This window comes from Nitratireductor pacificus pht-3B (assembly GCF_000300335.1).
Lineage (GTDB): Bacteria > Pseudomonadota > Alphaproteobacteria > Rhizobiales > Rhizobiaceae > Nitratireductor > Nitratireductor pacificus.
Genome location: NZ_AMRM01000002.1, coordinates 292431 through 316770 on the forward strand (window position 1 = coordinate 292431; position 24340 = coordinate 316770).

Annotated in this window: 24 protein-coding genes; 13 read left to right on the top strand and 11 right to left on the bottom strand. The window is 67.1% G+C overall.

Annotated features, from left to right (window positions below):
* Positions 1-106: 106 nt before the first annotated feature.
* Together NA2_RS02875 and NA2_RS02880 are read left to right on the top strand one after the other, a co-directional pair.
* The gene (locus NA2_RS02875) at positions 107-808 is read left to right on the top strand and encodes a pyrimidine 5'-nucleotidase (protein ID WP_008593964.1); all 702 of its coding nucleotides are present in this window, start codon (positions 107-109) and stop codon (positions 806-808) included.
* A 109-nt stretch (positions 809-917) separates the two neighbouring features.
* Positions 918-1808, top strand: coding sequence for a DUF817 domain-containing protein (locus NA2_RS02880; RefSeq protein ID WP_008593966.1), 891 nt, complete (start codon positions 918-920; stop codon positions 1806-1808).
* A 45-nt stretch (positions 1809-1853) separates the two neighbouring features.
* On the opposite strand, the gene NA2_RS02885 is transcribed toward NA2_RS02880, so the two are convergent.
* The 3 genes from NA2_RS02885 to NA2_RS02895 all read right to left on the bottom strand — a co-directional run bounded on the left by NA2_RS02885 (position 1854) and on the right by NA2_RS02895 (position 4288).
* Complete coding sequence (locus NA2_RS02885) at positions 1854-2825, bottom strand: DUF1775 domain-containing protein (RefSeq protein WP_008593968.1); 972 nt, start codon at positions 2823-2825, stop codon at positions 1854-1856.
* Between the two features lie 56 nt (positions 2826-2881).
* Entirely contained in the window at positions 2882-3286 is a 405-nt protein-coding gene (locus NA2_RS02890) for a hypothetical protein (protein ID WP_008593970.1), read from the bottom strand.
* A gap of 162 nt (positions 3287-3448) precedes the next feature.
* Positions 3449-4288, bottom strand: coding sequence for an LOG family protein (locus NA2_RS02895; RefSeq protein ID WP_008593972.1), 840 nt, complete (start codon positions 4286-4288; stop codon positions 3449-3451).
* 149 nt (positions 4289-4437) lie between these two features.
* Here NA2_RS02895 and dapD point away from each other — a divergent pair, with 149 nt between their 5' ends.
* The 4 genes from dapD to NA2_RS02915 are packed head-to-tail and all read left to right on the top strand — an operon-like array spanning position 4438 to position 7519.
* Complete coding sequence (gene dapD / locus NA2_RS02900) at positions 4438-5292, top strand: 2,3,4,5-tetrahydropyridine-2,6-dicarboxylate N-succinyltransferase (RefSeq protein WP_008593974.1); 855 nt, start codon at positions 4438-4440, stop codon at positions 5290-5292.
* Positions 5293-5311: 19 nt separating this feature from the next.
* Positions 5312-5683: a DUF805 domain-containing protein gene (locus tag NA2_RS02905; protein WP_008593975.1), complete on the top strand. Its 372-nt coding sequence runs from the start codon at positions 5312-5314 to the stop codon at positions 5681-5683.
* A 52-nt stretch (positions 5684-5735) separates the two neighbouring features.
* Positions 5736-6923, top strand: coding sequence for a succinyl-diaminopimelate desuccinylase (dapE, locus tag NA2_RS02910; RefSeq protein ID WP_008593976.1), 1188 nt, complete (start codon positions 5736-5738; stop codon positions 6921-6923).
* A 2-nt stretch (positions 6924-6925) separates the two neighbouring features.
* Positions 6926-7519 carry a hypothetical protein gene (locus NA2_RS02915; protein ID WP_008593977.1) on the top strand — a complete coding sequence of 198 codons (594 nt, stop codon included), beginning with the start codon at positions 6926-6928 and terminating at the stop codon, positions 7517-7519.
* A gap of 32 nt (positions 7520-7551) precedes the next feature.
* On the opposite strand, the gene NA2_RS02920 is transcribed toward NA2_RS02915, so the two are convergent.
* Positions 7552-8718: an MFS transporter gene (locus tag NA2_RS02920; protein WP_040676494.1), complete on the bottom strand. Its 1167-nt coding sequence runs from the start codon at positions 8716-8718 to the stop codon at positions 7552-7554.
* Between the two features lie 51 nt (positions 8719-8769).
* Here NA2_RS02920 and NA2_RS02925 point away from each other — a divergent pair, with 51 nt between their 5' ends.
* Positions 8770-9312: an Lrp/AsnC family transcriptional regulator gene (locus NA2_RS02925; RefSeq protein WP_040676495.1), complete on the top strand. Its 543-nt coding sequence runs from the start codon at positions 8770-8772 to the stop codon at positions 9310-9312.
* Here NA2_RS02925 and truA read toward each other — a convergent pair.
* From truA to def, 3 genes are all read right to left on the bottom strand, one after another.
* Positions 9306-10049: a tRNA pseudouridine(38-40) synthase TruA gene (truA, locus tag NA2_RS02930; protein WP_008593980.1), complete on the bottom strand. Its 744-nt coding sequence runs from the start codon at positions 10047-10049 to the stop codon at positions 9306-9308. The genes NA2_RS02925 and truA overlap by 7 nt on opposite strands.
* A 2-nt stretch (positions 10050-10051) precedes the next feature.
* The gene (gene fmt, locus NA2_RS02935; RefSeq protein WP_008593981.1) at positions 10052-10987 is read right to left on the bottom strand and encodes a methionyl-tRNA formyltransferase; all 936 of its coding nucleotides are present in this window, start codon (positions 10985-10987) and stop codon (positions 10052-10054) included.
* Between the two features lie 164 nt (positions 10988-11151).
* Positions 11152-11682, bottom strand: coding sequence for a peptide deformylase (def, locus tag NA2_RS02940; protein ID WP_008593983.1), 531 nt, complete (start codon positions 11680-11682; stop codon positions 11152-11154).
* Positions 11683-11779: 97 nt separating this feature from the next.
* Between def and NA2_RS02945 the strand changes: the two genes are divergently transcribed.
* The 5 genes from NA2_RS02945 to NA2_RS02965 all read left to right on the top strand — a co-directional run bounded on the left by NA2_RS02945 (position 11780) and on the right by NA2_RS02965 (position 17749).
* The gene (locus tag NA2_RS02945) at positions 11780-13051 is read left to right on the top strand and encodes a DNA recombination protein RmuC (RefSeq protein WP_008593986.1); all 1272 of its coding nucleotides are present in this window, start codon (positions 11780-11782) and stop codon (positions 13049-13051) included.
* A 58-nt stretch (positions 13052-13109) separates the two neighbouring features.
* Complete coding sequence (locus tag NA2_RS02950; RefSeq protein ID WP_040676496.1) at positions 13110-13424, top strand: ArsR/SmtB family transcription factor; 315 nt, start codon at positions 13110-13112, stop codon at positions 13422-13424.
* Position 13425: 1 nt separating this feature from the next.
* Positions 13426-14661 (top strand): MFS transporter, encoded by a 1236-nt coding sequence (locus NA2_RS02955; protein ID WP_008593989.1) that lies wholly within the window; start codon positions 13426-13428, stop codon positions 14659-14661.
* Between the two features lie 84 nt (positions 14662-14745).
* Entirely contained in the window at positions 14746-15702 is a 957-nt protein-coding gene (locus NA2_RS02960) for a TAXI family TRAP transporter solute-binding subunit (RefSeq protein ID WP_008593991.1), read from the top strand.
* Positions 15703-15982: 280 nt separating this feature from the next.
* On the top strand, positions 15983-17749 hold the full coding sequence (locus NA2_RS02965) for a TRAP transporter permease (protein WP_008593993.1): 1767 nt from the start codon (positions 15983-15985) through the stop codon (positions 17747-17749).
* Here the strand turns inward: NA2_RS02965 and hisG are convergent.
* The 4 genes from hisG to NA2_RS02985 form a co-directional block, all read right to left on the bottom strand.
* A complete protein-coding gene (gene hisG / locus NA2_RS02970; RefSeq protein ID WP_008593995.1) occupies positions 17736-18437 on the bottom strand; it encodes an ATP phosphoribosyltransferase in 702 nt (233 codons plus the stop codon). The genes NA2_RS02965 and hisG overlap by 14 nt on opposite strands.
* Positions 18434-19555 (bottom strand): ATP phosphoribosyltransferase regulatory subunit, encoded by a 1122-nt coding sequence (locus NA2_RS02975; RefSeq protein WP_008593998.1) that lies wholly within the window; start codon positions 19553-19555, stop codon positions 18434-18436. The genes hisG and NA2_RS02975 overlap by 4 nt, the downstream gene beginning before the upstream one ends.
* A gap of 178 nt (positions 19556-19733) precedes the next feature.
* Entirely contained in the window at positions 19734-21206 is a 1473-nt protein-coding gene (gene hisS, locus NA2_RS02980; RefSeq protein ID WP_008593999.1) for a histidine--tRNA ligase, read from the bottom strand.
* 103 nt (positions 21207-21309) lie between these two features.
* On the bottom strand, positions 21310-23235 hold the full coding sequence (locus NA2_RS02985) for a TadE/TadG family type IV pilus assembly protein (RefSeq protein WP_008594000.1): 1926 nt from the start codon (positions 23233-23235) through the stop codon (positions 21310-21312).
* Between the two features lie 241 nt (positions 23236-23476).
* Here NA2_RS02985 and NA2_RS02990 point away from each other — a divergent pair, with 241 nt between their 5' ends.
* Positions 23477-24337, top strand: coding sequence for a TIGR01459 family HAD-type hydrolase (locus NA2_RS02990; RefSeq protein ID WP_420798687.1), 861 nt, complete (start codon positions 23477-23479; stop codon positions 24335-24337).
* Positions 24338-24340: the final 3 nt, after the last annotated feature.

Sequence of the window (24340 nt, forward strand, 5' to 3'; positions counted from 1 at the left end):
AATGGACCTGTTTGGCGGCCCTTCGGCGTGCCGGGTGCGTTCATGAAGCGGGAAAACGCCAGCCGGGCGATTGCCGCGCGCCCGGAGCATCTGCCATAACAGGCGCATGACAAACCAGCCTTCGCCAGCGCGCTTCTCCCACGTCACCGACTGGGTCTTCGACCTCGACAACACGCTCTATCCGCATCACAGCAACCTGTTCTCGCAGATCGACGTGAAGATGACCTCCTATGTCGAGCAGCTCCTGGAGCTCGACCGCGAGGCGGCGCGCAGCCTGCAGAAGGAACTCTACCGCGACTACGGCACGACGCTGAACGGGCTGATGGAACGCTACGACATCGACCCGGACGACTTTCTCGAGAAGGTCCACGACATCGACTATTCCTGGCTCGAGCCCGATCCGCGCCTCGGCGCGGCGATCCGCGCTCTGCCCGGCCGCAAGTTCATCTTCACCAATGGCGATCGCGGCCATGCCGAGCGCGCCGCGCGCCAGCTCGGCGTCCTGGACAATTTCGACGACATCTTCGACATCGTCGCGGCCGATCTCCTGCCGAAACCGGCCGCCGCCACCTATGACCGCTTCACGGCCCTGCATCGGGTGGCGGGCGAGAAGGCGGCGATGTTCGAGGACCTGGCGCGCAACCTGACGGTGCCGAAGAAGCTCGGCATGACGACGGTCCTGGTGGTGCCGAACAATTTCGAGCCGACCTTCTCGGAAATCTGGGAGCAGGACGTTGAGCAGGAAGACGACGTCGACTATGTGACCGACGATCTGGCGACATTCCTTGAAACGGTGATCGGGGCCTGAGGCCGGTGCGGCGCTTCACGTCGCTCGAGGCGCGGATCGATGCGGCCGCGCACCGGGTGCTGGATGCGTTGCCGGCGCAGGGGTTTTCCGGGCGCTGGTCGAGTTCGTGGTGTTCGGCCTGAAGCAGGCCTGGGCCTGCCTGTTCGGCGGGGTGTTGCTCGCCCTCATCATCGCCACCCACTATCTGTGGCCGCGCGATGCGGCGCTGGCGCGCTACGACTTCCTGTTCCTGGCGGCGCTCGGGATCCAGATCGCCATGCTGGCCGCCCGGCTGGAGACGGTCTCAGAGGCCAAGGTGATCCTCATCTTCCATGTCGTCGGCACGGCGATGGAGCTTTTCAAGACGTCCGCCGGCTCGTGGATCTATCCCGAGGCGAGCGTCTTTCACATCGGCGCCGTGCCGCTGTTTTCCGGTTTCATGTATGCGGCGGTCGGTTCCTATCTGGTCAAGACGTCCGCCGGCTCGTGGATCTATCCCGAGGCGAGCGTCTTTCACATCGGCGCCGTGCCGCTGTTTTCCGGTTTCATGTATGCGGCGGTCGGTTCCTATCTGGCGCGCATAAGCCGCATCTTCGACATGCGCTATTCACACTACCCGCCGCTCTGGGCGACCGTGCTCCTCGCGGTTGCGATCTACGTCAACTTCTTCGCCCACCACTTCACCGTGGACATCCGTTACGGCCTGTTCGCGGTCACGGCGCTGCTCTATCTGCGGACCACAGTGCACTACCGGGTCTTCCGCTTCCGCCATCGCATGCCGCTCCTGCTCGGCTTCCTGCTGGTGGCGCTGTTCATCTGGTTCGCGGAAAACATCGGCACATGGTCGCGCGCCTGGATCTATCCCTCGCAGGCCCATGGCTGGACCCCGGTGTCGCTCGGCAAGCTCGGCGCCTGGTACCTACTGATGATCATATCCTTCGTGCTGGTCTCTCTGGTGCACCGGCCGCGCCAGCCGGACCCGCTGCCGGCTCTGCCGGAGCAGGAAGCGAAGCCGGCCTGAACCGGCTTCGCCAAGCATCATGGAATCAAGCGTCGTGGAATGCGGTCAGTGGTCGTGGTCGGAATGGCCGCCTCCCGCCGCGCCGCCGCGCGCCGGACCGACCTGAAGCATCAGCTCGGCCTTGCCGGCCTTCTCGAATTCCAGCGTGACGGGAACGGTCGACCCTTCCCTGAACGGCGCCGTCACCTCCATGAACATCAGGTGCAGGCCGCCGGGCTTCAGCTCCACGGTCTCCCCGGCGGGGATGGCAAGGCCGCCCTCGACGGGGCGCATCACCATCACGTCGTCCTTCATCTCCATCGTGTGGATTTCGGCGCGGCCCGCGGCCGGCGTCGAGACGGCCAGCAGGCGGTCGTCTTCGGTGCCGGTGTTTTCGACGGTCAGGTAGCCGCCGCCGGCGGGCTGCCCGGGCAGCATGGCGCGCGCCCGGGCGGCGCTGATCTTAAGCGCGCCGGCGACCGTCGCCTGCTCTGCATGGTCGTGGTGGTGGGCCGCTCCCGTCTCGGATGCGAGAACCGTCAGGCTGGGAGCAGGATGGGCGAGCGCATGCGCGTCCTGCCCCTCCGCCGGGATTTCGATCCAGGCGACTTCGCCGGACGCGCAGCTCTGCAGGGTTTTGAAGAAGAGTTTCTGGCCAGGCTCCACGCCGGCGAGCGTACCGCGCAGGGCGAATTCGTCGAACTGACCGTCCGGCAGCGCGCCGCCGCTCCAGGTCACGGCTGTAACGCCGCGCTCCACGGATTCCCCGTGGACCTCGTAGGGCTTCGCATAGGCGCCTTCCTCGATGGACAGCGTCCAGCCGGGCTTGGGCATCGGCTTGACCGAAACGAAGCCCTCGGGAATGTCGACGCGCACCGAATTGGTGGCCTCGCCGTCGCAGCCATGCGGGATGGTGACGACGGCCTTGTAGCCGCCGGCCCGGGCTTCGGGGGTTTCGAGCACCGCATGCGCGGCGGCGTTGTGAGCGAGGAGAACGGGCAGCAGGGTTGCCGCCGAAGCGAAAAGAATCTGGCGCATGATAGGCCTTTCTGGTCTGAACGTTGGAGTGTCCCGGCGGGCCGGGAGGCAGGCGGTCAGACGGAAAGGGGCGGGGCGCGGATCGATGGCGGCGGGTCGCCGGCGCGGGCGCCTGGATCGGGAACGGTCCAGGAGCAATGACCGCCGGTCTCGACCGCCCCCGGCAGCGCAATTCGCGGCGATGCCGCCGGCGTGCTGGCGGCAAGCTGGAAGGCGCAGGAATGGCCGGTGATGCAGAGCGGGCATTCGACATCGCTCGCATGGCCGCTGCTGTTGTCGCTGGCCTCGCCGACGCCGTAGATGGTGCAGATGACGAACTGGCCCGCCGGAGAAGCGGCGGCGGCCACCACCAGCGGCTGGAAGGCGCTGAGGAACAGCGCAAGAAAGCCGACCGCCGCGAAGAGCTTCGCATCGCGGCGCAGGCTTTCGAACCAGCTGATCTGTGGCGGTCCTTCGTGCATCGTCGATCAGTAGCGCAGCCGTCCCATACACGCCAGCGCCGCGTGCTGCGGCAAGGCGGCGCGCTTCGGAGTGTCAGACCGAAAAGTGGAAACCGGCCTTCGGTCCGACGATCAGCCCATGATTTAGATCGTCCTTTGTGCGTCCGAAAGGACGCACGGGATCTAAAGTTCGTAGAACGCCGCGATCTTCGCCCAGGCTTCTTCCGCCGTATCGACGAAGGTGATCAGCTGGTCGTCGCCCGGCGAGATCGTTCCCTGTTCCGCCAGATAAGGGAGATCGATGGCATGCTCCCAGAACTCCTTGCCGAACAGGATGACGGGCACGCGCTCCATGCGTCCCGTCTGGATCAGCGTCAGCGATTCGAACAGTTCGTCCATCGTGCCGAAACCGCCGGGGAACACGGCCACGGCTTTCGCCCGCATCATGAAGTGCATCTTGCGGATCGCGAAATAGTGGAAGTTGAAGCACAGGTCGGGCGTCACATAGGCATTCGGCGCCTGTTCGTGCGGCAGCACGATGTTGAGGCCGATCGACGGCGCGCCGCAATCGGCCGCCCCCCTGTTGCCTGCTTCCATCACGCCGGGTCCGCCACCGGTCACGACCACGTATTCGCGGTAGTAGGACTTGGCCGATTCTTCCGAGCACAGGCGGGCGAAGCGGCGCGCCTGCTCGTAGTAGCGGCTGTTCTTCTCGAGGTTCTTCTTCTGCGTCTCGTTCTTCGCCGCCCAGGCTTCGCCGCCCGGTTCCGGCAGGCGTGCGCCGCCGAACAGGATGACCGTCGAACGGATGCCGCGTTCCGCCAGCGCCAGCTCCGGCTTCAGGAGTTCGAGCTGCAGCCGTACGGCGCGCAGCTCGCGCCGCGTCATGAAGTCCTCGTCGTCCCAGGCCAGCCGGTAGGTGGGCGCGCGCGTCTGCGGCGTATCGGGAACCTGGCGGGCGCGCTTCAGATCCTCGTCGGAATGTGGCAGCGGCGTCCAGCCGTTCTCGTCGGTCTTGTCCATGATCGTGTCTTCCGTCCTCAATGCGGTCCCCTGCGCGTCATCGCGCGATTGACCCCCTCCGGCGCTTCGCATAGGTTCCGCGCCGGCCCTGGAACCATCTCCCAGACTATGGCCGAGCCCTTAACAGCTTGTTCAACGGAGCCGCAAGCATGACCAAGACGGATGTCGCCGCGCTGGAAAAGACGATCGAGAAGGCGTTTGACGAGCGTGACGGTGTTTCGACCTCGACCCGTGGCGAGATCCGCGAGGCGGTCGAGACGTCTCTGGCCCTGCTCGACAGCGGCAAGGCGCGCGTCGCGGAGCGTCAGGCAGACGGCTCCTGGACGGTCAATCAGTGGCTCAAGAAGGCCGTGCTCCTGTCCTTCCGCCTGAACCCGATGCAGATCATCAAGGGTGGACCGGGCGCTTCGGTCTGGTGGGACAAGGTCGATTCCAAGTTCGAGGGCTGGAGCGCCAACGAGTTCGAGAAGGCGGGCTTCCGCGCGGTGCCGAACGCGGTCGTGCGGCATTCGGCCTTCATCGCGCCGGGCGCGGTGTTGATGCCGTCCTTCGTCAATCTCGGCGCCTATGTCGGCAAGAACACCATGGTCGACACCTGGGCGACCGTCGGCTCCTGCGCGCAGATCGGCGAGAACGTCCACCTGTCCGGCGGCGTCGGCATCGGCGGCGTGCTGGAGCCGATGCAGGCCGGCCCGACCATTATCGAGGACAATTGCTTCATCGGCGCCCGCTCCGAGGTGGTCGAGGGCTGCATCGTCCGCGAGGGGTCGGTGCTCGGCATGGGCGTCTTCATCGGCAAGTCGACCAAGATCGTCGACCGCGCCACGGGTGAGGTGTTCTATGGCGAAGTGCCGCCTTATTCGGTGGTCGTCGCGGGCACAATGCCGGGCAAGAACGTGCCGGGCGAGAACTGGGGTCCGAGCCTCTACTGCGCGGTGATCGTCAAGCGCGTCGACGAGAAGACGCGGTCGAAGACGTCGATCAACGAACTCCTGCGCGACTGACGCGGGACGGAGCGGCACGATGCAGAAAGGACAGATATTCTGGCTGTTCTTCGGCTTTTCCGGAAGGGTGAGCCGCGCGGCGTTCTTCCTCGCCGGGATGTTGCTGGCAATCCTCCAGGCCTTCACGCTGTACCGCTTCACGCTCGCCCCGGAAGGCAGTGGCGCAAGCGGCGTGTGGGCCCTGTCCTTCTGGGCCCTGTTCTTCATCTCCGTCTTTTCCTCGGTCGCGCTCGGCGTCAAGCGCCTGCACGATTTCGGCAAGCCCGGCATTTTCGCGGTGGCGCTGTTCATCCCGATGGTGTCGATCATCGCCTTCATCGCGCTCTGCGTCTTTCCCGGCGATGCTGGCGCAAACGAATATGGCAGGCGGACCAACGCGCCCAAGGACTGATCGCCGCCTTGCCGCGTGACAGCCGCGCGCTGTTGGATTATCCCTCTCCATCATGAGCCTGCCCACAGACCCCGCCGCCAATCTCGCCGAGCTGATCCGCTGCCCCTCCGTCACGCCGGCCGAGGGCAATGCGCTGTCGGTCCTGCAAGGGATGCTCAAGGCACTCGACGGCACCGTCGAACGCCCCGTCTTCTCCGAGGACGGTACCCCCGATATCGAGAATCTCTACGCCCGCCTGTCCGGCAACGGCCCGCACCTGATGTTCGCCGGCCATACGGACGTCGTTCCGCCGGGCGACGCCTCCGCCTGGACGCATCCTCCCTTTGCCGCGGCAATCGCCAACGGGGAGATGTATGGCCGGGGGGCGGTCGACATGAAGGGCGGCATCGCCTGCTTCGTGGCGGCGCTCGCTCGCTATGTCGAGGCGCACGGCAAGCCGAAGGGATCGGTCTCCTTCCTCATCACCGGTGATGAGGAAGGCCCGGCGATCAACGGCACCGTCAAGCTCCTCGAATGGGCGGCGGCGCGCGGCGAGACCTGGGATGCAGCGATCGTCGGCGAGCCGACCAATCCGGAAAAGCTCGGCGACATGATCAAGATCGGCCGGCGCGGCTCTTTGACCGGCCGCCTCACCGTTCACGGGCGGCAGGGACATGTGGCCTATCCGCATCTGGCCGACAACCCCGTTCGCGGCCTGCTGCCGATGCTGGAGACCCTGCTCGAACCTGCCTTCGACGCCGGGACGGAGATGTTTCAGCCGACCAACCTGGAAATCACCACCATCGATGTCGGCAACCCGGCGACCAACGTCATCCCGTCTGAGGCCACCGCGACCTTCAACGTGCGGTTCAACGACGGCTGGACGGCGGAGGCGCTGCAGGCGGAGATCCACAACCGTCTCGACGTGGCGGCAGAGGCAAGCCGCCTGCGGCCCGGCCGCGACACGCCCGTCGCCTTCGATATCGACTGGCTGGGACGCCCGAGCCCGGTCTTCCTGACCCGCGACGACCGGCTGGTCGAGACGCTCGGCGCCTCCGTCGAGGCTGTGGTCGGCCAGCGGCCGCAGCTTTCCACGTCCGGCGGCACGTCGGACGCCCGCTTCATCAAGGATTACTGTCCGGTGGTCGAGTTCGGCCTGGTCGGCCAGACCATGCACATGGTGGATGAGCGCGTCGCGCTCGCCGACCTTGAAACCCTGACCCTCATCTATCTGCGCTTCCTCGAAGACTGGTTCGACTGAACATGCCCTCAGCCGCCGAGATCCAGCAGTATTTCGCCGGTGTCTGGCGCATGATGCTGGGACGCCCGGACGGGCTGAAGCTGCTCGACCTGTCCGCCGACGGTTTCTGGAACTCGTTCTTCGGCATTGTCGTCGCGCTTCCTGCGCTGATCGCCGGCTGGGTGACCATCGCCAACGAGATGGCCGGCGGCGATGTCTTCTCGTTCCGCTTCTCGCTGTTCATCCGGCTGATGCTGACGGATCTGGCAACCTGGGTTGTGCCCTATGGCATCCTCGCTCTTGCGGCGCGGCCGGCCGGCGTTGCCGACCGCTTCGTCCATTACGTGGTGGCGAACAACTGGGCGTCGGCGCTGTTCGCCTGGCTGATGCTGCCGCCCGTGCTCGTGCGCCTGTTCTGGCCAGAGGCGATCGAGGCGGCGAGCGCCGTCACGTTCCTCTTCTTCGTCGCCAGCATGGTCCTGTCATGGCGCCTGACCAATGCCGCGATCGGCAAGGGTCCCGCGGTGGCGACCGCCGTGTTCGCTGCGATGTTCGCCGCTTCGCTCGCAGTGCTCTTCACCATGGAAGGTCTCCTCGACCTGTCGAGGACGGGGTAGGGCGGGGCCGGCGGGTTCCGGATACGGCGCGCCTACCGCGCCGCCAGGGCAGCGACCAGCATCAGCACCGCCGCGAGCGCCGCAGCCGCCGGAAGGCCGAAATTCGCATAGAGCGGGCCGAACCCGAGCGTGCCGACAAAGGCGGCCAGATAGGTCGCGGCGCTGTTGAGGCCCATGATGGCGCCACGCCGCGCCGGATCGATGGCGGTAAGCCGGACGATCAGCATGTTCAGGCCGAAATGATTGGCCAGCCCCCAGAGGAAGGCGATGGCCAGCATCGCCGCATAGGAGTGGGTGGCCGCGATCATCGCCACATAGACCGCTGCCACGGCCAGGAAAACGAAGGGCAGGAGGTTGCGCATCGCGAACTTCTGGACGGTCCGGTCGAGAAACACTGCGCCGCCGAAACCCATGCCGTAGACAAGGGTCATCAGCCCGTTGGCGCTGACCGGCTTGCCGAGCGCGCGGACCAGATGATCGCCGATATAGGCGTAGACGCCGTAGAAGGCGGCCATGAAGGCCCCGCAGGCGACGAGCAGCAGTCCCACGCCACCGATGCGCAGCGTCGTCAGCGGCGCGGCCGCCGGCGTTTCGGACGTCACATCGCGCCGGCCATTGAGCGCGAGCGCCAGAAAGGCTCCGACTGCGAGCAGTAAGACCGCACCGAACACCGCGCGCCAGTGCAGGAAGTCGGCCAGAACCGCCGATAGCGATACGCCGGCGACAAGGCTCAGCGTCCAGCCGGTGAGCACGATGCCCACGGTCTCCGTTTCGCGTCCGCGCGGCGCGACGTCCGCCGCGTTGCTGTAGATCGCCGGAAGCGCCACGCCGGCGGCGATGCCGGCGATCAGTTGCGCCGCCAGGAGCATTGCGACGACGGGCGCCAGCGCGCTGGCCGCGAGCGCCGCGGCGAGGACGGCAAAGGCGATGCGGAGCATTCTCCACGCGCCGATCCGGTCGATATGGCGGGCGAGGAACAGGGCGCTCGCCGCCGTCCCCAGCCCGAATGCGGCCGATGCGGCCATGACCGCCTGCACCGAGACGCCGAGCGAACGCGACACTTCGGGCGCGATGGGCGAGAGCACGAGCGAGTTCGAGCCGATCACCGCCACCGCGCCGGTCAGGATGAAGACCATGGGCGGAATCCGCGCGTCGAGGGTGATGGCCGTTGTAGATGATTGTTGATTGATCTTCGACATACAGCGATAATGGCCGAATGATGTTAGGTATCAATCGGAAAATGCCGAACCATGAAAGAAACAGATGACATTCGCCCGACGACGTCTGCACCCCAGCAGATCGACGCGATGGACCGAAGGATATTAGCCGCTCTGGTCGAGGACGCGACCGTCAGCTATGCCGATCTGGGTAAGCGCGTCGGTCTTTCCGCGCCTGCGGCCCACGAGCGGGTCAAGCGGCTGAAGCGCAGCGGCGTGATCCAGCGCATGGCGGCGCTGATCGAGCCCAAGGCGGTGGGCAAGGGCCTCCTGGCCTTCGTCCATGTCGACACGCGCGGCTGGGGCAAGTCACCGGCGCTGATGGCCGTTGCCAACTATCCGGAGGTGGAGGAGGTCCATTCGGTGGCCGGCGACACCTGCATGCTTCTGAAGGTGCGGACCGAGAACACCCACGCGCTGGAGGGGCTGCTGGCGCAGATCTACGACGCGCCGGGCGTGCTCGCCACGCGCAGCTATGTGGTGCTCTCGACCTATCTGGAGCGGCCGCCGCAGCCGGGCATCACCGCCTCATGGCCGCGGCCGAAGGCCTCGCTGCCGGTTGCCGCCGCTCAGTAATCGACCTTGACCAGATAAAGCCCGTGCGGCGGGGCGACGGGGCCGCAGGCCTTGCGGTCGCGTGCCTCCAGCGCCCGGGTCACGTCGGCGGCGGTCCAGCCGCCTTCGCCGACCCGCTTCAGCGTACCGGCGAAGGAGCGCACCTGGTTGTGCAGGAAGGAACGCGCCGAGGCGCGGATTTCCACCATTTCGCCGTCGCGCGTCACATCGAGGCGTTCCAGCGTCTTGATGGGGCTTTTCGCCTGGCACTGCGCCGCGCGGAACGTCGTGAAGTCGTAGGTGCCGACGAGCCGCTGCGCCGCCGCGTGCATGGCCTCGGCATCGAGCGGTGCCGCCACGTGCCAGGCATGCACACGCCCCACGGTCAGCGGCGGGCGGCGGTTGTGGATGCGGTAGAGATAATGCCGGCCCTTGGCGGAGAAGCGGGCGTCGAAATCGCCGGCGACCTCCTCCGCGGCGATGATCGCGACCGTCTCGTCGGCCATCGCCAGATGCGCGTTGAGTGCGTTCTGCACGGTCCGGCCGGTCCAGTGGCGCGACAGGTCGAAATGGGCCACCTGCGCCAGCGCATGCACGCCCGTATCGGTCCGTCCCGCGCCGAACAGCGTCACCGTCTCGCCGGAGAACGCGGCGATGGCCGTTTCGATTGCCGCCTGCACGCTGTGGTGATTGGCCTGGCGCTGCCAGCCGAAATAGGGGCCGCCATCATATTCGATGTCGATGCGGAAGCGCGGCATGGTCAGGCGAGCCTCGTTCCACGCGGCAGTTGCGCGCCGCGCAGGAAATCCTCCGCCAGCATTGGCTTGCCGCCGGCGCGCTGCAACTCGACAAGCCGCACCGCGCCCTGGCCGCAGGCGATGGTCAGCGCGTCGTCGAGCGCCGTGCCCGCCGCGCCGCTGCCCGCAACCAGGCGCGAGCGCAGCAGCTTCACCCGTTCGGCCTTGCCTCCAAGCGGCATCTCGCACCAGGCGCCGGGGAAGGGCGAAAGGCCGCGAATGTGGTTGTGAACCGTCTCCGCCGGCTGCGACCAGTCAACCCGCGTCTCCTCCTTGAGGATCTTCTTGGCATAGGTCGCGCCATCGTCCGGCTGCGGCGTGAGCGACAGCGCGCCGTCTCCCAGCGCCCGCATCGCATCGGCCATCAGGGTGGCGCCGGTCTCCTTCATGATGTCGTGCAGCGCGCCGCCGGTCATGTCGGCGCCGATGGCCACGCGCGCGGTCATCGCCACCGGCCCGGTGTCCAGCCCCTCATCCATCTTCATCACCATCATGCCGGTTTCCCGGTCGCCGGCCATGATCGCCCGCTGGAGCGGCGCGGCACCCCGCCAGCGCGGCAGAAGCGATGCATGGCCGTTGAAGCAGCCGAGCCTGGTGCCCTCGAGAATGGGTTTCGGCAGCAGAAGCCCGTAGGCGACGACCACGGCGGCGTCGGCTTCGAGCGCGCGGAAGGCCGCCTGCTCGTCCTCGCCCTTCAGCGATGTCGGCGTCCGCACGGGGAGGCCGAGCGCCTCGGCGGTCTGATGCACGGGCGACTTGGTCAGTTCCAGCCCGCGCCGTCCCGCGGGCCTCGGCGGCTGGGCGTAGACGGCAGCGATGTCATGCCCCGCCGCCGCCAGCGCCTGCAGCGTTGGCACGGAAAAGTCCGGTGTTCCCATGAAGATCAGGCGAAGAGGCATGCCATTCCTGCAATTCTGGTGAGGCGGGATCGCGCCTGCGGGGCGCCAGCCTTGACGACCGGTCTTAGAGCATCGAGCCGAAAAGTGGAATCCGGTTTTCGGTTGCGCCGATGCTCATCGGTTGTCCGGATCGTCCTCGTGCATCCGACGGGACGCGCGGCGATCTAGCCCACCATGCGGGCGGGCGGGCGGTCCTTGGCCAGCTTCCGGAACTTGCGCACCACCATGTCTCGCTTCAGCTTCGACAGGTAGTCGATGAACAGGACGCCGTTCAGGTGGTCGATCTCGTGCTGCAGGCAGGTGGCGAGCAGGCCGTCCGCCTCGATCGTCTGCTGCTTGCCGTCGCGGTCGGTGAAGTTCACCGTCACCGCGGCCGGGCGTTCCACTTCCGCGTAATAGTCCGGGATGGAGAGGCAGCCTTCCTCATGCACGTTGAGTGCTGTCGAGCGGGCGACGATCTCCGGGTTGATCACCACCAGCGGCGCCGGTTCCTCGTCCTTGTCGGCAACGTCGATCACCAGCATCCGCAGCGGTTCGCCCACCTGGATGGCGGCGAGCCCGATGCCGGGCGCGTCATACATGGTCTCCAGCATATCGTCGGCGAAGGCGCGCAGGGCGTCGTCGATGCGTTCCACCGGTTTGGAGGCTTCGCGCAGGATCGGGTCTGGAAGCAGGACGAGGGGGCGAATGGTCATGCCCGTCAGGTAATCGCTGGCAGGAGGAACGTCAATACGAAACCCTTGTTCACGGTTTGGTCTTATGATCGCATCACGAATCGTCTAGTGTGGCCGGATGAACCAGATTTCCGACGTGTTTTCCCTTCCGGTGGCGCAGCTCGGCGCCAGCACCTTCACGCTCGGCCAGTTCCTGCTGGCCGGCGGCGTCCTGTTCGTCCTCCTGCTGGTCGGGCTCGTCGCGGCGCTGTGGCGCTCGGCGCGGGCGCGCGCCGTGGCCGCGGTTCAGGCCGCCGAGCACGCCCGCGACGCCGAGGCGCGCATGGCCGAGCTGACGCGGGCGCAGGCCGAGTTGCAGGGGCGCATGGGATCCATCGCCGAAGTGTTCGGTTCCCGCCAGGCGGAACTCACCAAGGCGATCTCCGAACGGCTCGACGGCATGACTTCGCGGCTCGGCAATTCGATCACCGAGCAGACGAAATCGACGCATGAGAACCTCGCAAAACTGCAGGAGAGGCTGGCCGTGATCGACACGGCGCAGAACAACATCCAGTCGCTTGCCGGGCAGGTGGTGCAGCTGCAGCAGATCCTTTCCAACAAGCAGACCCGCGGTGCGTTCGGCCAGTCGCGCATGGAGGCGATCATCGCCGACGGCCTGCCGCACACGGCCTATGAGTTCCAGGCGACCCTGTCGAACGGCAGCCGCCCCGATTGCCTGGTGAAGATGCCGAACGACACGCCGTCGCTGGTGATCGACGCGAAATTCCCGCTGGAAGCCTGGAACGCCATACGCGCCGCGTCGGAAGGCGAGGGCGGCAGCGCCGAGGCGCGCAAGGCGGCCGAAACCGCCTTTCGCCGCGATGTCGAGGTGCATATCAAGGCGATCGCGGACAAATACCTGCTGACCGGCGAGACGCAGGACACGGCCTTCATGTTCGTGCCGTCGGAATCGATCTTCGCCGAGATTCACGAGAATTTCGAGACGCTGGTGCAGCGTGCGCACCGCGCCCGCGTGGTCATCGTCTCGCCGTCCCTGCTGATGCTGTCGATCCAGGTGATCCAGGCGGTGCTGAAGGATGCGCGCATGCGCGAGCAGGCGCATCTGATCCAGGCCGAGGTGGTGCGGCTGATGGAAGATGTCGGCCGCCTCGACGACCGCGTGCGCAAGCTGCAGACCCATTTCATGCAGGCGAACAAGGACATCGACCTGATCCTCACCTCGACCGACAAGGTGACGAAACGCGGCGCCCGGATCGAGGCGCTGGAGCTCGGGGCGCCCGAGGGTGGCAAAGCGGCGGAAGGCGGAGAGCGTTCCGCCGGAAAGCCCTCACTCGGCGGCGAGGGCGGTCCCGGGTCGGGCCAACTGCGCCTGCGCGTCGTGGACGAATAATTCGATCATTTTCGAAATAGGATTGACCGGCGGCCCTGCCCGGCATACCGCTGTTTCCATGAAACTCGAAACAGCAGCCTCCCAGCTCGAAGCGCTGGGCAATCCCGTTCGCCTGCGCCTTTACCGTCTGCTGGTCCGGGCGGGCGATGAAGGCCTGCCGGTCGGCCGCCTGCAGGAGAAGCTGGGGCTGCCGGCTTCCACCCTGTCGCATCATTGCAAGCGGCTCGACGAAGCCGGGCTGATGACGCGCGAGCGGCAGGGCACGACGCTGCTCTGCCGGGCGCACTATCCGGCGATGCGCGCGCTGATCGGCTTCCTGGACGACGAGTGCTGTGCCGACAGCTCGCGGCCAGCGGATGACGGGAAGCGTTGACATGACGGGCGGGGCGTCGGCCGGCGGCTATCGCCGCTTCGTCACGGCGCTCGGCATCGCGCAGATATGCTCGTGGGGTTCGATCTACTACAGCTTTCCGCTGATCGCCGAGGCGATGCGCGCCGATCTCGGCTGGTCGAAGCCGGCGCTTTATGGTGCCGGCACGCTCGGCCTGTTGCTCGCCGGGCTTGCCGCCTATCCCGTCGGCGCCGCCATCGACCGGGGTCATGGCCGCTGGGTGATGAGCCTTGCCTCCCTCGCCGCCGGCATTCTCTACCTTTGCTGGTCGCAGCTCGACGATCTCGGGCTGTTCTACATCGTCGTTCCGCTGCTCGGCGGCCTGCAGGCGGCGACGCTCTACGAACCGGCCTTCGCCGTCGTCGCCAGGCGCGTCGGCGCCGGGGAGGCGCGCCGCGCCATCACCGCGCTGACCCTGTGGGGCGGTTTCGCCAGCACCATATTCGTGCCGATGGTCCAGTGGTTGATCGGGACGCTCGATTGGCGCGGCGCGCTCATGGTTCTGGGCGCGATCAACGCCTTCGTCTGCGGCGGGCTCTATTTCGCGGCGATCGACGCCCGACATGATCTGAAGGCCGCGCCTGCCGTATCGCAGGAAAGGTCCCGGCCGGCCGCCGACCGGGCCGCAATCGCCCTGGCGTTCCGCCAGCCGGCTTTCTGGGCGCTGATGCTGTTTGCCGTGTTCTACGCGGCCGCCTTCGCCAGCCTCAGCTTTCACCTCTACCCGCTGCTTCTGGAGCGTGGGCTGAGCGCCGCGCAGGTGGTGACCGTCGTCGCCGTCATCGGTCCGGCGCAGGTCGCCGGCCGCATCGCCATCTGGATGCTGGCGCCCGACGCGCCGGTGCGCCGCATCGGCTCCGCCATCGTCGTCGTCTTCCCGCTGGTGATCCTCGGCTATATCTTCGCGCCGCCGCATCTCGTCCTGATCGCGGCCATCGCCGCCGCCTATGGCGCCGCGAACGGCATGATGACCATCGTGCGCGGCCTCGCCGTGCCGGAAATGGTGAGCCGCGAGGCCTATGGCGCGATCAACGGCGCGCTGGTGGCGCCGGCGCGCATGGTCGAGGCCGTGGCGCCGCTCGGCGTGGCCATGATCTGGGCCGCAAGCGGCGGCTACGACACGGTGTTGCTGGTGATCCTCGCCGCCGCATTGATCATGATGGCGGCATTCTGGAGCGCTGCACGGTTCGCGCGGCGCGCCGGTCCGCGCCGACCATAGCCTGCTCGCACCGGGACGTAGCGCTTGGCGAAACGCCGCCGGGCCTGCTATGCGGGAAGGTGAAGAATGGGAGGATGTTCAAGCATGTATCGTTTAGCCACCAGTTTCGCCCTGGCCCTGGCCGTCGGCGCTTCCGCCGTCGCAGCCCAAGCGGAGACCCGCGTCACCTACAAATCCGCCAAGGCTGGCTCGTCCTATTACCAGATGGGCGTCGAGATCGCCGAGGCGATGAAGAAGGGGACGGATGGCAACATCATCGTCACCATCGAGGAAAGCCAGGGCTCGGTCCAGAACGTGATGGAGGTGCGGGCGCGCGGCGGCGACTACGTCTTCACCACGCCGCCCGCCCTGGTCGGCGCGGCCGAGAAGGCCGCCGGCGCCTTCGAGGGCAAGGGCGATCCGAAATTCGCCGAGATTCGCGCCCTGTTCCCGATCCCCTCGCTGACGATGCATTTCGTGATGTCGAAGGCGTCGGGCGCCGCCGATTTCGCCGGCATGGAAGGCAAGACCGTCCTGCTCGGCAAAGGATCCTTCGGGGCGACCGAGGGCGAGAAATATCTCTCCCTGTTCGGCCTCGAGGGCAAGGTGAAGATCGCCGACGCCGAGCTGTCGAACGCGGTGGCCGCGCTTAAGAACGGCCAGATCGACGGTTTCGTCACCGCCGGCTCCTGGCCCGCGCCGAACGTCGTCGAGGCGGCGGCCAGCGTGGATGTGAACATCCTCTCGCTGACGCCCGAGCAGGTGGCCGAGACCAAGCGCGCCTCGCTGACCATCCCCGCCGGCACCTATGCCGGGCAGGAGGCCGACATCGTCACCACCTCGCTTCCCGTGGTCGCCTATACGACGAGCGCGATGGACGAGGAAACGGCCTATCAGCTCACCAGGACCTTCTGGGACCAGAAGGAGGCGATGGGCGGCTCGGCACCGTGGTGGAAAGGCGTCGACAAGGCGCTGATGGTCAACATCACCGGCAAGCTGCATCCGGGCGCCGTGCGCTACTACAAGGAAGCGGGTTTCGAGCTGACCGAAGGGCAGATGTAGGGTCCTGTTGCCCCTCCTCCGCCCTTGGGAGCAGCACAATCGCATATGGTTTCTCTCGCAGGCTTCGCCTGCGACCCCCACCCTCGGTCCCTCCCCTCAAGGGGGAGGGAAGAAAGTCCCTGCGCTCGATGATCCCCCTCCCCCTTGAGGGGAGGGGTAAGGGGTGGGGGTACCGCACCGCCCTATGCGATTGCCCCGTCCTTGAGGAAGAGACGCCCGGGGGGGCAGAGGGGGATAAGGGGCGCGAAACTTTCAATCACCCAGTCCAGAACCCGACCCGATGACACACCGCACCCTCCTGGCGACGCTTGCCGCCCTGCTCGTCGCCTTTCACCTGGGGTTGATCTTCTCCGGCCTGGTGCCGAACCTGGTCAGCCGGCCCCTGCACATGGCGCTGATCCTGCCCTGGCTGCTGGTCTTCACGCCGGCCACCGGGCTGACGAAGCTGACGGGCTGGCTGCTCGCCCTGGCGGGGATCGCCGCGAGCCTGTGGGTGGCGGTGAACGAGCAGGCGCTGGGAGACCAGTACGGCTTTCTGGAAGGGTCGCTGCAGATCGTCGTCGCCGCCGTGCTGCTGGTGGTGGTGCTGGAGACCGCCCGCCGCGCCATCGGCTGGGCCTTGCCGACGGTCGCCGCGCTGGCGCTGCTCTACGGGCTGTTCGGCCAGCACATCCCCGGCGAGTTCGGCCATGCGGGGACACCGCTTGCCAGCTTCCTCGGCACGCTGACCATCGCCGAAGGCGGGCTTTGGGGCAGCCTGACCGGCGTCTCGGTCGGAACGGTCGCCATCTTCGTCATCTTTGGCGCGGTCCTGAATGCGGGTGCCGCCGGGCAGGGCTTCATGAACGTGGCGGCGGCTGCCGCCGGTCGCCTGAAGGGCGGCGCGGGCAAGGTCTCCGTCATCTCGTCGGCGCTGTTCGGCTCCATTTCCGGCTCGGCCTCGGCGAATGTCGCCTCCACCGGCGCCATCACCATTCCGGCCATGGTGGGGCTCGGCTATCCGAAGCGTCTCGCCGGCGCGATCGAGGCGGTCGCCTCTTCCGGCGGCCAGATCATGCCGCCGCTGATGGGGGCGGGCGCCTTCGTCATGGTCGAACTCACCGGCACGCCCTATACGGGCATCATGGCGGCGGCTGTCCTGCCGGCCGTTCTCTATTTCCTGGCCGTCTGGGTGGGCATCAACGCCTTCACCACGCGCCAGCCGCTCAGGGGGATGCCCGACGACCAGAAGCCGGCGGCGCGCGATGTGGCCATCACCTCGGCCTTCTTCCTCGTGCCCTTCTCGATTCTTCTGTGGGGCATGTTCCGCGCCGGCTACACGCCGCAATATGCCGCCGTCTTCGCGATCCTCGCCGGCGCGCTGCTGCTCCTCCTCGACGGCAATTTGCGCTTCGACGCGCGCGCCGTGCTCGGCCGGCTGGAGAATGCCCTGATCACCGCCGCCCGCCAGGTCTCGCTGATCGGCGCCATCATCCTGTGCGCCTCGATCGTCATCGGCGTCCTGTCGATCACCGGTCTCGGCGTCAAGATCACATCGCTGATCCTGTCGGGCGCCGGCGGCATGCTGTGGCCTTCGCTGTTCCTGACCGCCATCGCCTGTCTGATCCTCGGCATGGAGGTGCCGACTACGGCGGCCTATGTCATCTGCGTGTCCGTCGCCGGGCCGGCGCTGACGCAGCTCGGCCTCGATCCGCTGCAGGCGCATCTCTTCGTGTTCTGGTTCGCGCTGCTGTCGACCATCACGCCGCCCGTCTGCGGCGCGGTGTTCATCGCCGCCGGCATGGTGCGCGAGGACTGGCTCAAGGTAGCCTTCACGGCGATGGCGCTGGGGGTCGGGCTCTATCTGATCCCGCTCGCCATGATCGCCAATCCGGACCTCCTGGCGACGGCGAACGCGCCCGGCGCCGCACTCATCGCCGCCGCCAAGGTGGCTGTCGGCCTGACATGCGTTTCCTACGGGCTGATCGCCGCCTACCGCCTGCCGCTCCGCGCCCTCTTGGTGGGCGCGGGTCTCGGCATTCTGTTCGTGCCGCTCAGTCCGATGTAGCGTCGAGCCGGGCGGCGAGTTCCCCGGCCAGCGCCGCATCCTGCGCCGGCCGTTCCTTCAGCGCCGTGACGAGGCAGGCCTGCGAGCGCAGGATCACGCCGTCGTCGAGCACCTTCAGGTGATTGGCAGAGAGCGTCGAGCCGGTCGAGGTGATGTCGACGATCACGTCGGCCGAGCCCGCCGCCGGCGCACCCTCGGTGGCGCCGAGGCTCTCGACGATGCGATAGACCTGGATGCCGTGCTTCTGCGAGAAGAACTTCTGCGTCAGCCGCCAGTATTTCGTGGCGATCCTGAGCCGGCGGCCGTGGCGATGACGGAAATCGGCGGCCACGTCGTCGAGATCGGCCATGGAGGCGACGTCGAACCAGACCTCCGGCACGGCCACCACCACATCGGCGCGGCCGAAGCCGAGGCGGGCGGAGATCGCCACCTTCCGCTCCCAGTCGGGAATGGTCTCGCGCACCAGATCCTCGCCGGTGACGCCGAGATCGACCGTGCCGCGCTCCAGTTCGCGGGCGATCTCGGAGGCGGAGAGAAAGGCCACCTCGACACCCTCCAGCCCGTCGAGCGTCGCCCGGTAGCGGCGGTCGTTCTCCGGCAGGCGGACGGGCAGGCCGGCCTTCTCCAGCCGGTCGAGCGCCTCGTCCTTCAGGCGTCCCTTGGAGGGCAGGGCAAGCGTGATACTCATGGCCGGGCCTCCCTCAGCGCCGCCACGCGGTCGAGCCAGACGGAGAAACCGACGCCCGGGATCGGCGCTTCCGCGCCGAGCAGCGTTAACAGCCGGTCGTAGCGCCCCCCGCCGACAAGCGGGGGCAGGCCCTGGCCCGCGCCGATCTCGAAGATGAAGCCGGTGTAATAGTCGAGCGGCCGGCCGAAGCCGGCGTCGTAGATGAGCGTCTCGAGCGGCAGGCCTTCGCCTTCGATGCGCGTGGCGCGGGCATCGAAAGCCTCCAGCGCCTCGTCGAGGATCAGGCCGTTCTCGGCAGCGAAGCCGGCCAGCCTGCGGCCCGCGTCCGCGAACGGCGCCCGCAGCGCGACGAAGGACTTCAGCGCGCCCATCGCCGCGTCGGTCAGGCGCACGCTGCGCAGTTCGGCCTTCTCGATCAGGCGGCGCGCGATGTCCTCCGGCGTCCGGCCGGCCGAGGGCGACAGGCCGGTTTCCTCCATCACCGTTCCCACATGGGCGGCAAGGCCCTCCATGTCGCCACGCGCGACTAGGCCGGCGACGTTGCGCGGGAGGCTCGCCGCGCCTTGCGGGTTGGCAAGGTCGTCGAGGGCCGCCTGCAGCAGTTTCTGCGATCCGAAGGCGCGGGTCAGCCTCTTCTGCCAGCCGCGCGGCAGGCCGAGCGCCGCCAGCACCGCCTCGAATACGCCCTGATCGCCCAGCGTGCCCTGCAGTACCCTGCCGGGCAGGACGCGGGCGAGAAGCGCGTGCGCGTCGGCCAGCGAGCGCGCATCGGCCAAGGCCCTGTCGCTTTCGCCTAGATCCTCGATGCCCGCCTGGAAGAACTCCGCACCGCCCTCGCGCTGCTGGCGGAACACCTCGCCCAGATAGGCGTAGCGCTGCGGGGTCTCCGCCCGCTTCTCGATGTGGTCGCGGCAGACGGGAATGGTGAATTCCGGCCTGAGGCAGAGATTGGCGCCGGTCTCGCTTTCCGTCAGGAAGATGCGCCGGCGCAGATCCTCGCCCGCCATGTCGAGAAAGGGATCGGCCGGCTGGATGATGGCGATGTCGGTCAGCGCCGCGTCGCGTTCGGTAAACAGCGCGGTGATCTCGCCGGCGAAGTCGGGCGCGCGCAGGGTCATCGGGAATAAACCAGTCCTGGGAAGGGCGCCCGCCCCTCATCCGCCTGCCGGCACCTTCTCCCCGCAGGCGGGGAGAAGGAGGATGGCCGCAACGTCGATGTCTCCCTCTCCCCGCTGGCGGGGAGAGGGTAAGGGTGAGGGGCGAGCGCTGGGCTGCCGGAACTCGCGATGGCCGCTGTCATTGCTGCACCTCGGCGGCCTGCGCCGCAAGCACCTTGCGCACGGCCTCGACGATTTCGTCTTCCCTGACGGTGAACTGCGCGACGCGCGCCTCGCGCCACTCCTCGTTGCTCTCGATCTCCCCGGAAAGCCGCTTGCCCTCGATCAGGTCCTTGATCTGTACTTCGCCACTGGCGCGCTCGTCGGCGCCCTGGATGATGGCGACGGGGCTGCCGCGCCGGTCGGCATATTTGAGCTGGTTGCCGAACTTCTTCCAGTTCCCCTGGTACATCTCGGCGCGAATGCCGGCCTGGCGCAGCGCCTGGGTGAATGTCTGGTACTTCGCCATCGCCTCGGCGTCGCCGTCCATGACGGTGACGAGCACCGGCGGCAGCACGGCATCCTGCCCGAGCTTGCCGAGGTTCTTCAGCGCCGTGGCGAGCCGTGACACGCCGATGGAGAAGCCCGTCGCCGGCACGGGCTGGCCGCGGAAGCGCGAAACGAGCCCGTCATAACGCCCGCCGCCGCCGACCGAGCCGAAGCGCACGATCTCGCCCTTCTCGTTGGGAATCTCGGCCAGAAGCTCGGCCTCGAAGACCGGGCCGGTGTAGTATTCGAGGCCGCGCACGACGGAAGGGTCGATCTTCACGCGGCCGGCGTCGTAGCCAGCGGCAACGCAGAGATTTTCGATCTCGCCGAGTTCCTTCGCGCCGGCCTGGAAGAGGTCGCTCTCGAGGCCGCCTGCATTGCCGGCAATGTAGTCGAGCACGATCTGGGCGTCCTTATCTGACAGCCCCGCACCCTTCGTGAAGTCGCCTTCGCCTTCCTTGCCGCCGTCCCAGCGGCCTGCGCCGAGCAGCAGTTTCACGCCCTCCGGACCGAACTTGTCGAGCTTGTCGATCGCCCGCAGAACGGTCAGCTTCTGCCCGTCATCCGTGACGCCGATCGCTTCCATCACGCCGTCGAGCACCTTGCGGTTGTTGACGCGGATGACGTAGTCGCCGCGCGCGATGCCCAGCGCTTCCATCACGTCCGCCATCATCATGCACATCTCGGCATCCGCCGCGACGCCTGGCGCGCCGACCGTGTCGGCGTCGAACTGCATGAACTGGCGGAAGCGGCCGGGGCCGGGCTTCTCATTGCGGAACACCCAGCCGGCGCGATAGGTGCGGTAGGGAAGCTGGATCTCGTTGAAGTTCTCGGCGACATGGCGGGCGAGCGGCGCCGTCAGGTCATAGCGCAGCGACAGCCACTGCTCGTCGTCGTCCGGCAGCGAGAACACGCCCTCGTTCGGCCGGTCCTGGTCGGGCAGGAACTTGCCCAGCGCGTCGGTGTATTCGACGAGCGGCGTCTCGATGGGATCGAAGCCGTAGCGCTCGTAGACCTCGCGGATCCTGGCGTTCATCTCGTCGACGGCGCGGATGTCGGCGGGATGGCGATCGACGAAGCCGCGTGGGAGCCGTGCTTTGGTCTTGAGCGCCTTGTCCGCCATGAGAGAATCCGCCTGCCGATAAAGAGAAAACCGCGCCCGGGAAGGGGCGCGGCTGTCCTAGCCGATCAGGGCCGAAGCGGCAAGTCTGGCGGCCTCGCCGGGCTCAGCCGACGATGCGCAGGTTCGACAGTTCGTCGCCGATCTCCTTGAACTTCTGGTCGAGATCGCCGCCCGTCGCGTTCCAGAAGAGCTTTTCGGGCTTGCCGTTGGCATCCTTGCGGGTGCGCGATTCCGAAGCGCATTCCTTCAGTGCCTCGATCTGCTTCTTCTCGGCGGAATTGTTCATCTTCAGGTCCAGCGCGACGGTCATCATGATGATCTTGCCGGCCTTGGCGCTTTCGCAGGCCGCCGCCATGTGCTGGGTCATAGCCGCCGAGTAGTTGCTGTTCGAATAGTCGGACTTGCTGATGTTCGATGTGCCGTCGAAGATGCGGTCCGGACCGGTGCGGTATCGGGCGACGGCGTAGCCGTAGTTGGAATAGAGCGAATGCGTGCCGGCCAGGTCGTTGCCGCCGTAATTGTAATAGCTGCCCGAGTATCTCTGCGCGGTGACGCTGGTCGGCGTGTAGTAGGTGTTGGCGCCGTCCGTCAGCACGATCACGACCTTGTCGTTGCCGTTCTCGCTCTCGCTGCGGCCCTCGGTGAAGGGTTCGCCGCTCGAGACCACGCGCCGGCCCCAGGCGATGCCCTCGGTCACGTTGGTCGAGCCGCTGGCCTCCATCGCGTCGATCGCCTTGTTGATCTTGTCCAGCCCCGCCGTGGCGCCGACATCCGTCAGCGGCGTGATCGCCTTGGTGCTGCAGCCCGCATTCGGCCCTTCGTCCATGCCCATCGCCGACTTCTCGAGCGGCTCGAAATACTTCGGCATGTAGGCCTGGCGGTTGGCGGCGTTGCTGGTGCTGAAATCCTTCCACCAGTTGTTGTTGGCCGGGCGGCTGCCATCGGTCAGGTCCGTCTCATCCGGTGCGAACATCGGCACGAACAGCGTTTCAGGCTTGTTGTTCTGGGGGGCATCGTCGTTCAGGCTGTACGGGTAGGGGCGCATCTCGACGCAGCCGCCCCATTCGGTGAAGGCGCTGGTGACGGGCGTCGTGACCGTCACCCAGCCCTCCCTCCGGCAGCTTCCGTTGCTGTAATAGCGCGTGCAGCCCCATTCCGTCTTGTTGGTGTAGCCGGTGATCCGCTTCACGTCTTCGAACAGGGTGAAGCGCGTGACCTTGGTGTTCTCCTCGCCGCTCCAGCCGGTGCCGCGCTTGTAGTACACGCCGCCGCTTTTCTCGACGCGCTTGTTGGCGTCCGCATCGGCCATCGACGTCCAGTCGAAATTCTCGTGGTGGATTGGCGAGCGGCCTTCCGTGTCCATCCAGGAGGCGCCATCATTGTCCGCGCCGACATTCACCGCTCCGGCGAACGGCACCAGGCCGAACTGGACGGGCTTGGAAATCTGCTTCATCTGCGCGCCCTCGGCGGCAATGGTCTTGACCAGTTCCTTGGCGGCCTTCTTCAGCACCGTCATGCGCTTCTCGTAAGAGCCGGTCCCCGTGAAGTCCATCGAGCCGGAATTGTCGAGCACCAGCGCCACTTCCAGCGTGTTCTTCAGGCGGATCTCGCTCTCCGCGCGGAAGTCGATCCTCTGGTCGCCGCTGACATTCTCGCCGCGCAGGCTCTGGAAGACCGGGAAGAAGATCGGGGCGTATTTGAGGTCGGCGGTCAGCTTCAGCGTGCCCCCGCCGATGTTGTCGTTGGGCAGGAGCACGTGCAGCTTCGCGTTCTCGGGCTTGACGCTGCCCAGATTGGCCCGGAAGAAATCCTCGGCATAGGCTTCGGCCTCGGCCGACGTCGCGCCGTCGGCGATGCGCCGCGCCGTGGCGATGCCGGCGGCGTCCAGCGCGTTGAGCGTCATCTGCTTCTGGCGGGACATCTGCGTGTAATCGACGGCGAGCGCCAGCACACCCATGATCGGCGCCATCATCAGCGCCGTCATCAATGCGAAATTGCCGCGCCGGTCGTCCAAGAATGTCTTGATCATCGATGCCACCCCAAATTGAAAAGCGGGCCCGAATCTGGTGAAAACTGCTTAATCGACTGTGTATGTGCGGCGCGGCCTTCGATCGTGGTTCCCGTCCGGTTAACCGGGACGCTCAAATGCTGGCGTTCCCGTCGCGCGCTCCGGTTCCCGATAAAAGCGGGTGACAGTTCGCGCGGCTTCCGATAATTCCCGGCCATGCCGTTTTCTCCGCCCCTCAATGCTCGAGACGAAGCGCCAATCCATGCCTGAAGCACCTCCGATGATCGACAGCCTCGATGCCCTGGCCGACCGCTACACGGCGCTCCTGTGCGACGTGTGGGGCGTCATTCACAATGGCGTCGAGGCGCATGACGCGGCCTGCGCCGCGCTTTCGCGCGCCCGGGCCGCCGGCAAGGTGGTGGTGCTGATCACCAATTCCCCGCGCCCGCATCAGGGCGTCGAGGAACAGCTCGATCTGCTCGGCGTGCCGCGCGATGCCTGGGACCGGGTTGTGACGTCGGGTGATGTCACGCGCGACCTGATCCGCGCCGCGCCGCGCCGCCTCTACCATATCGGCCCCGAGCGGGACGGCGCGATCTTCGACGGTCTCGACGTTGAGCTGGTGGAAGATTTCGAGGCGTCCGGGGTGGTCTGCACCGGTCTGTTCGACGACGAGAACGAAACGCCGGAGGACTATGCCGAGAGCCTCCAGCGCCTGCGCATGCGCGACCTGCCCTTCATCTGCGCCAATCCGGACATCATCGTCGAGCGCGGCGACCGGCATATCTGGTGCGCCGGCGCGCTGGCCCGCGACTACGGTCTTCTGGGCGGCCGCACGCTGATCGCCGGCAAGCCGCACAGGCCGATCTACGACGCCGCTTTCCAGGCGGCGGGCGCGGTCCTCGGGCGCGAACTGGTGCGCGGGGAGGCGCTGGGCATCGGCGACGGCGTGCTGACCGACGTCAAGGGCGCCGACAGTTACGGCCTCGACGTGCTGTTCGTCACCGCCGGCATCCATGCGCGCGACTATGGCGCGCCGGACAGTCCGGACGCCGCGCTCCTGGCGGCGTTCCTGGAAAAGCATGGCCACACGCCCGTGGCGGCCATCACCCGCCTGCGTTAGGCC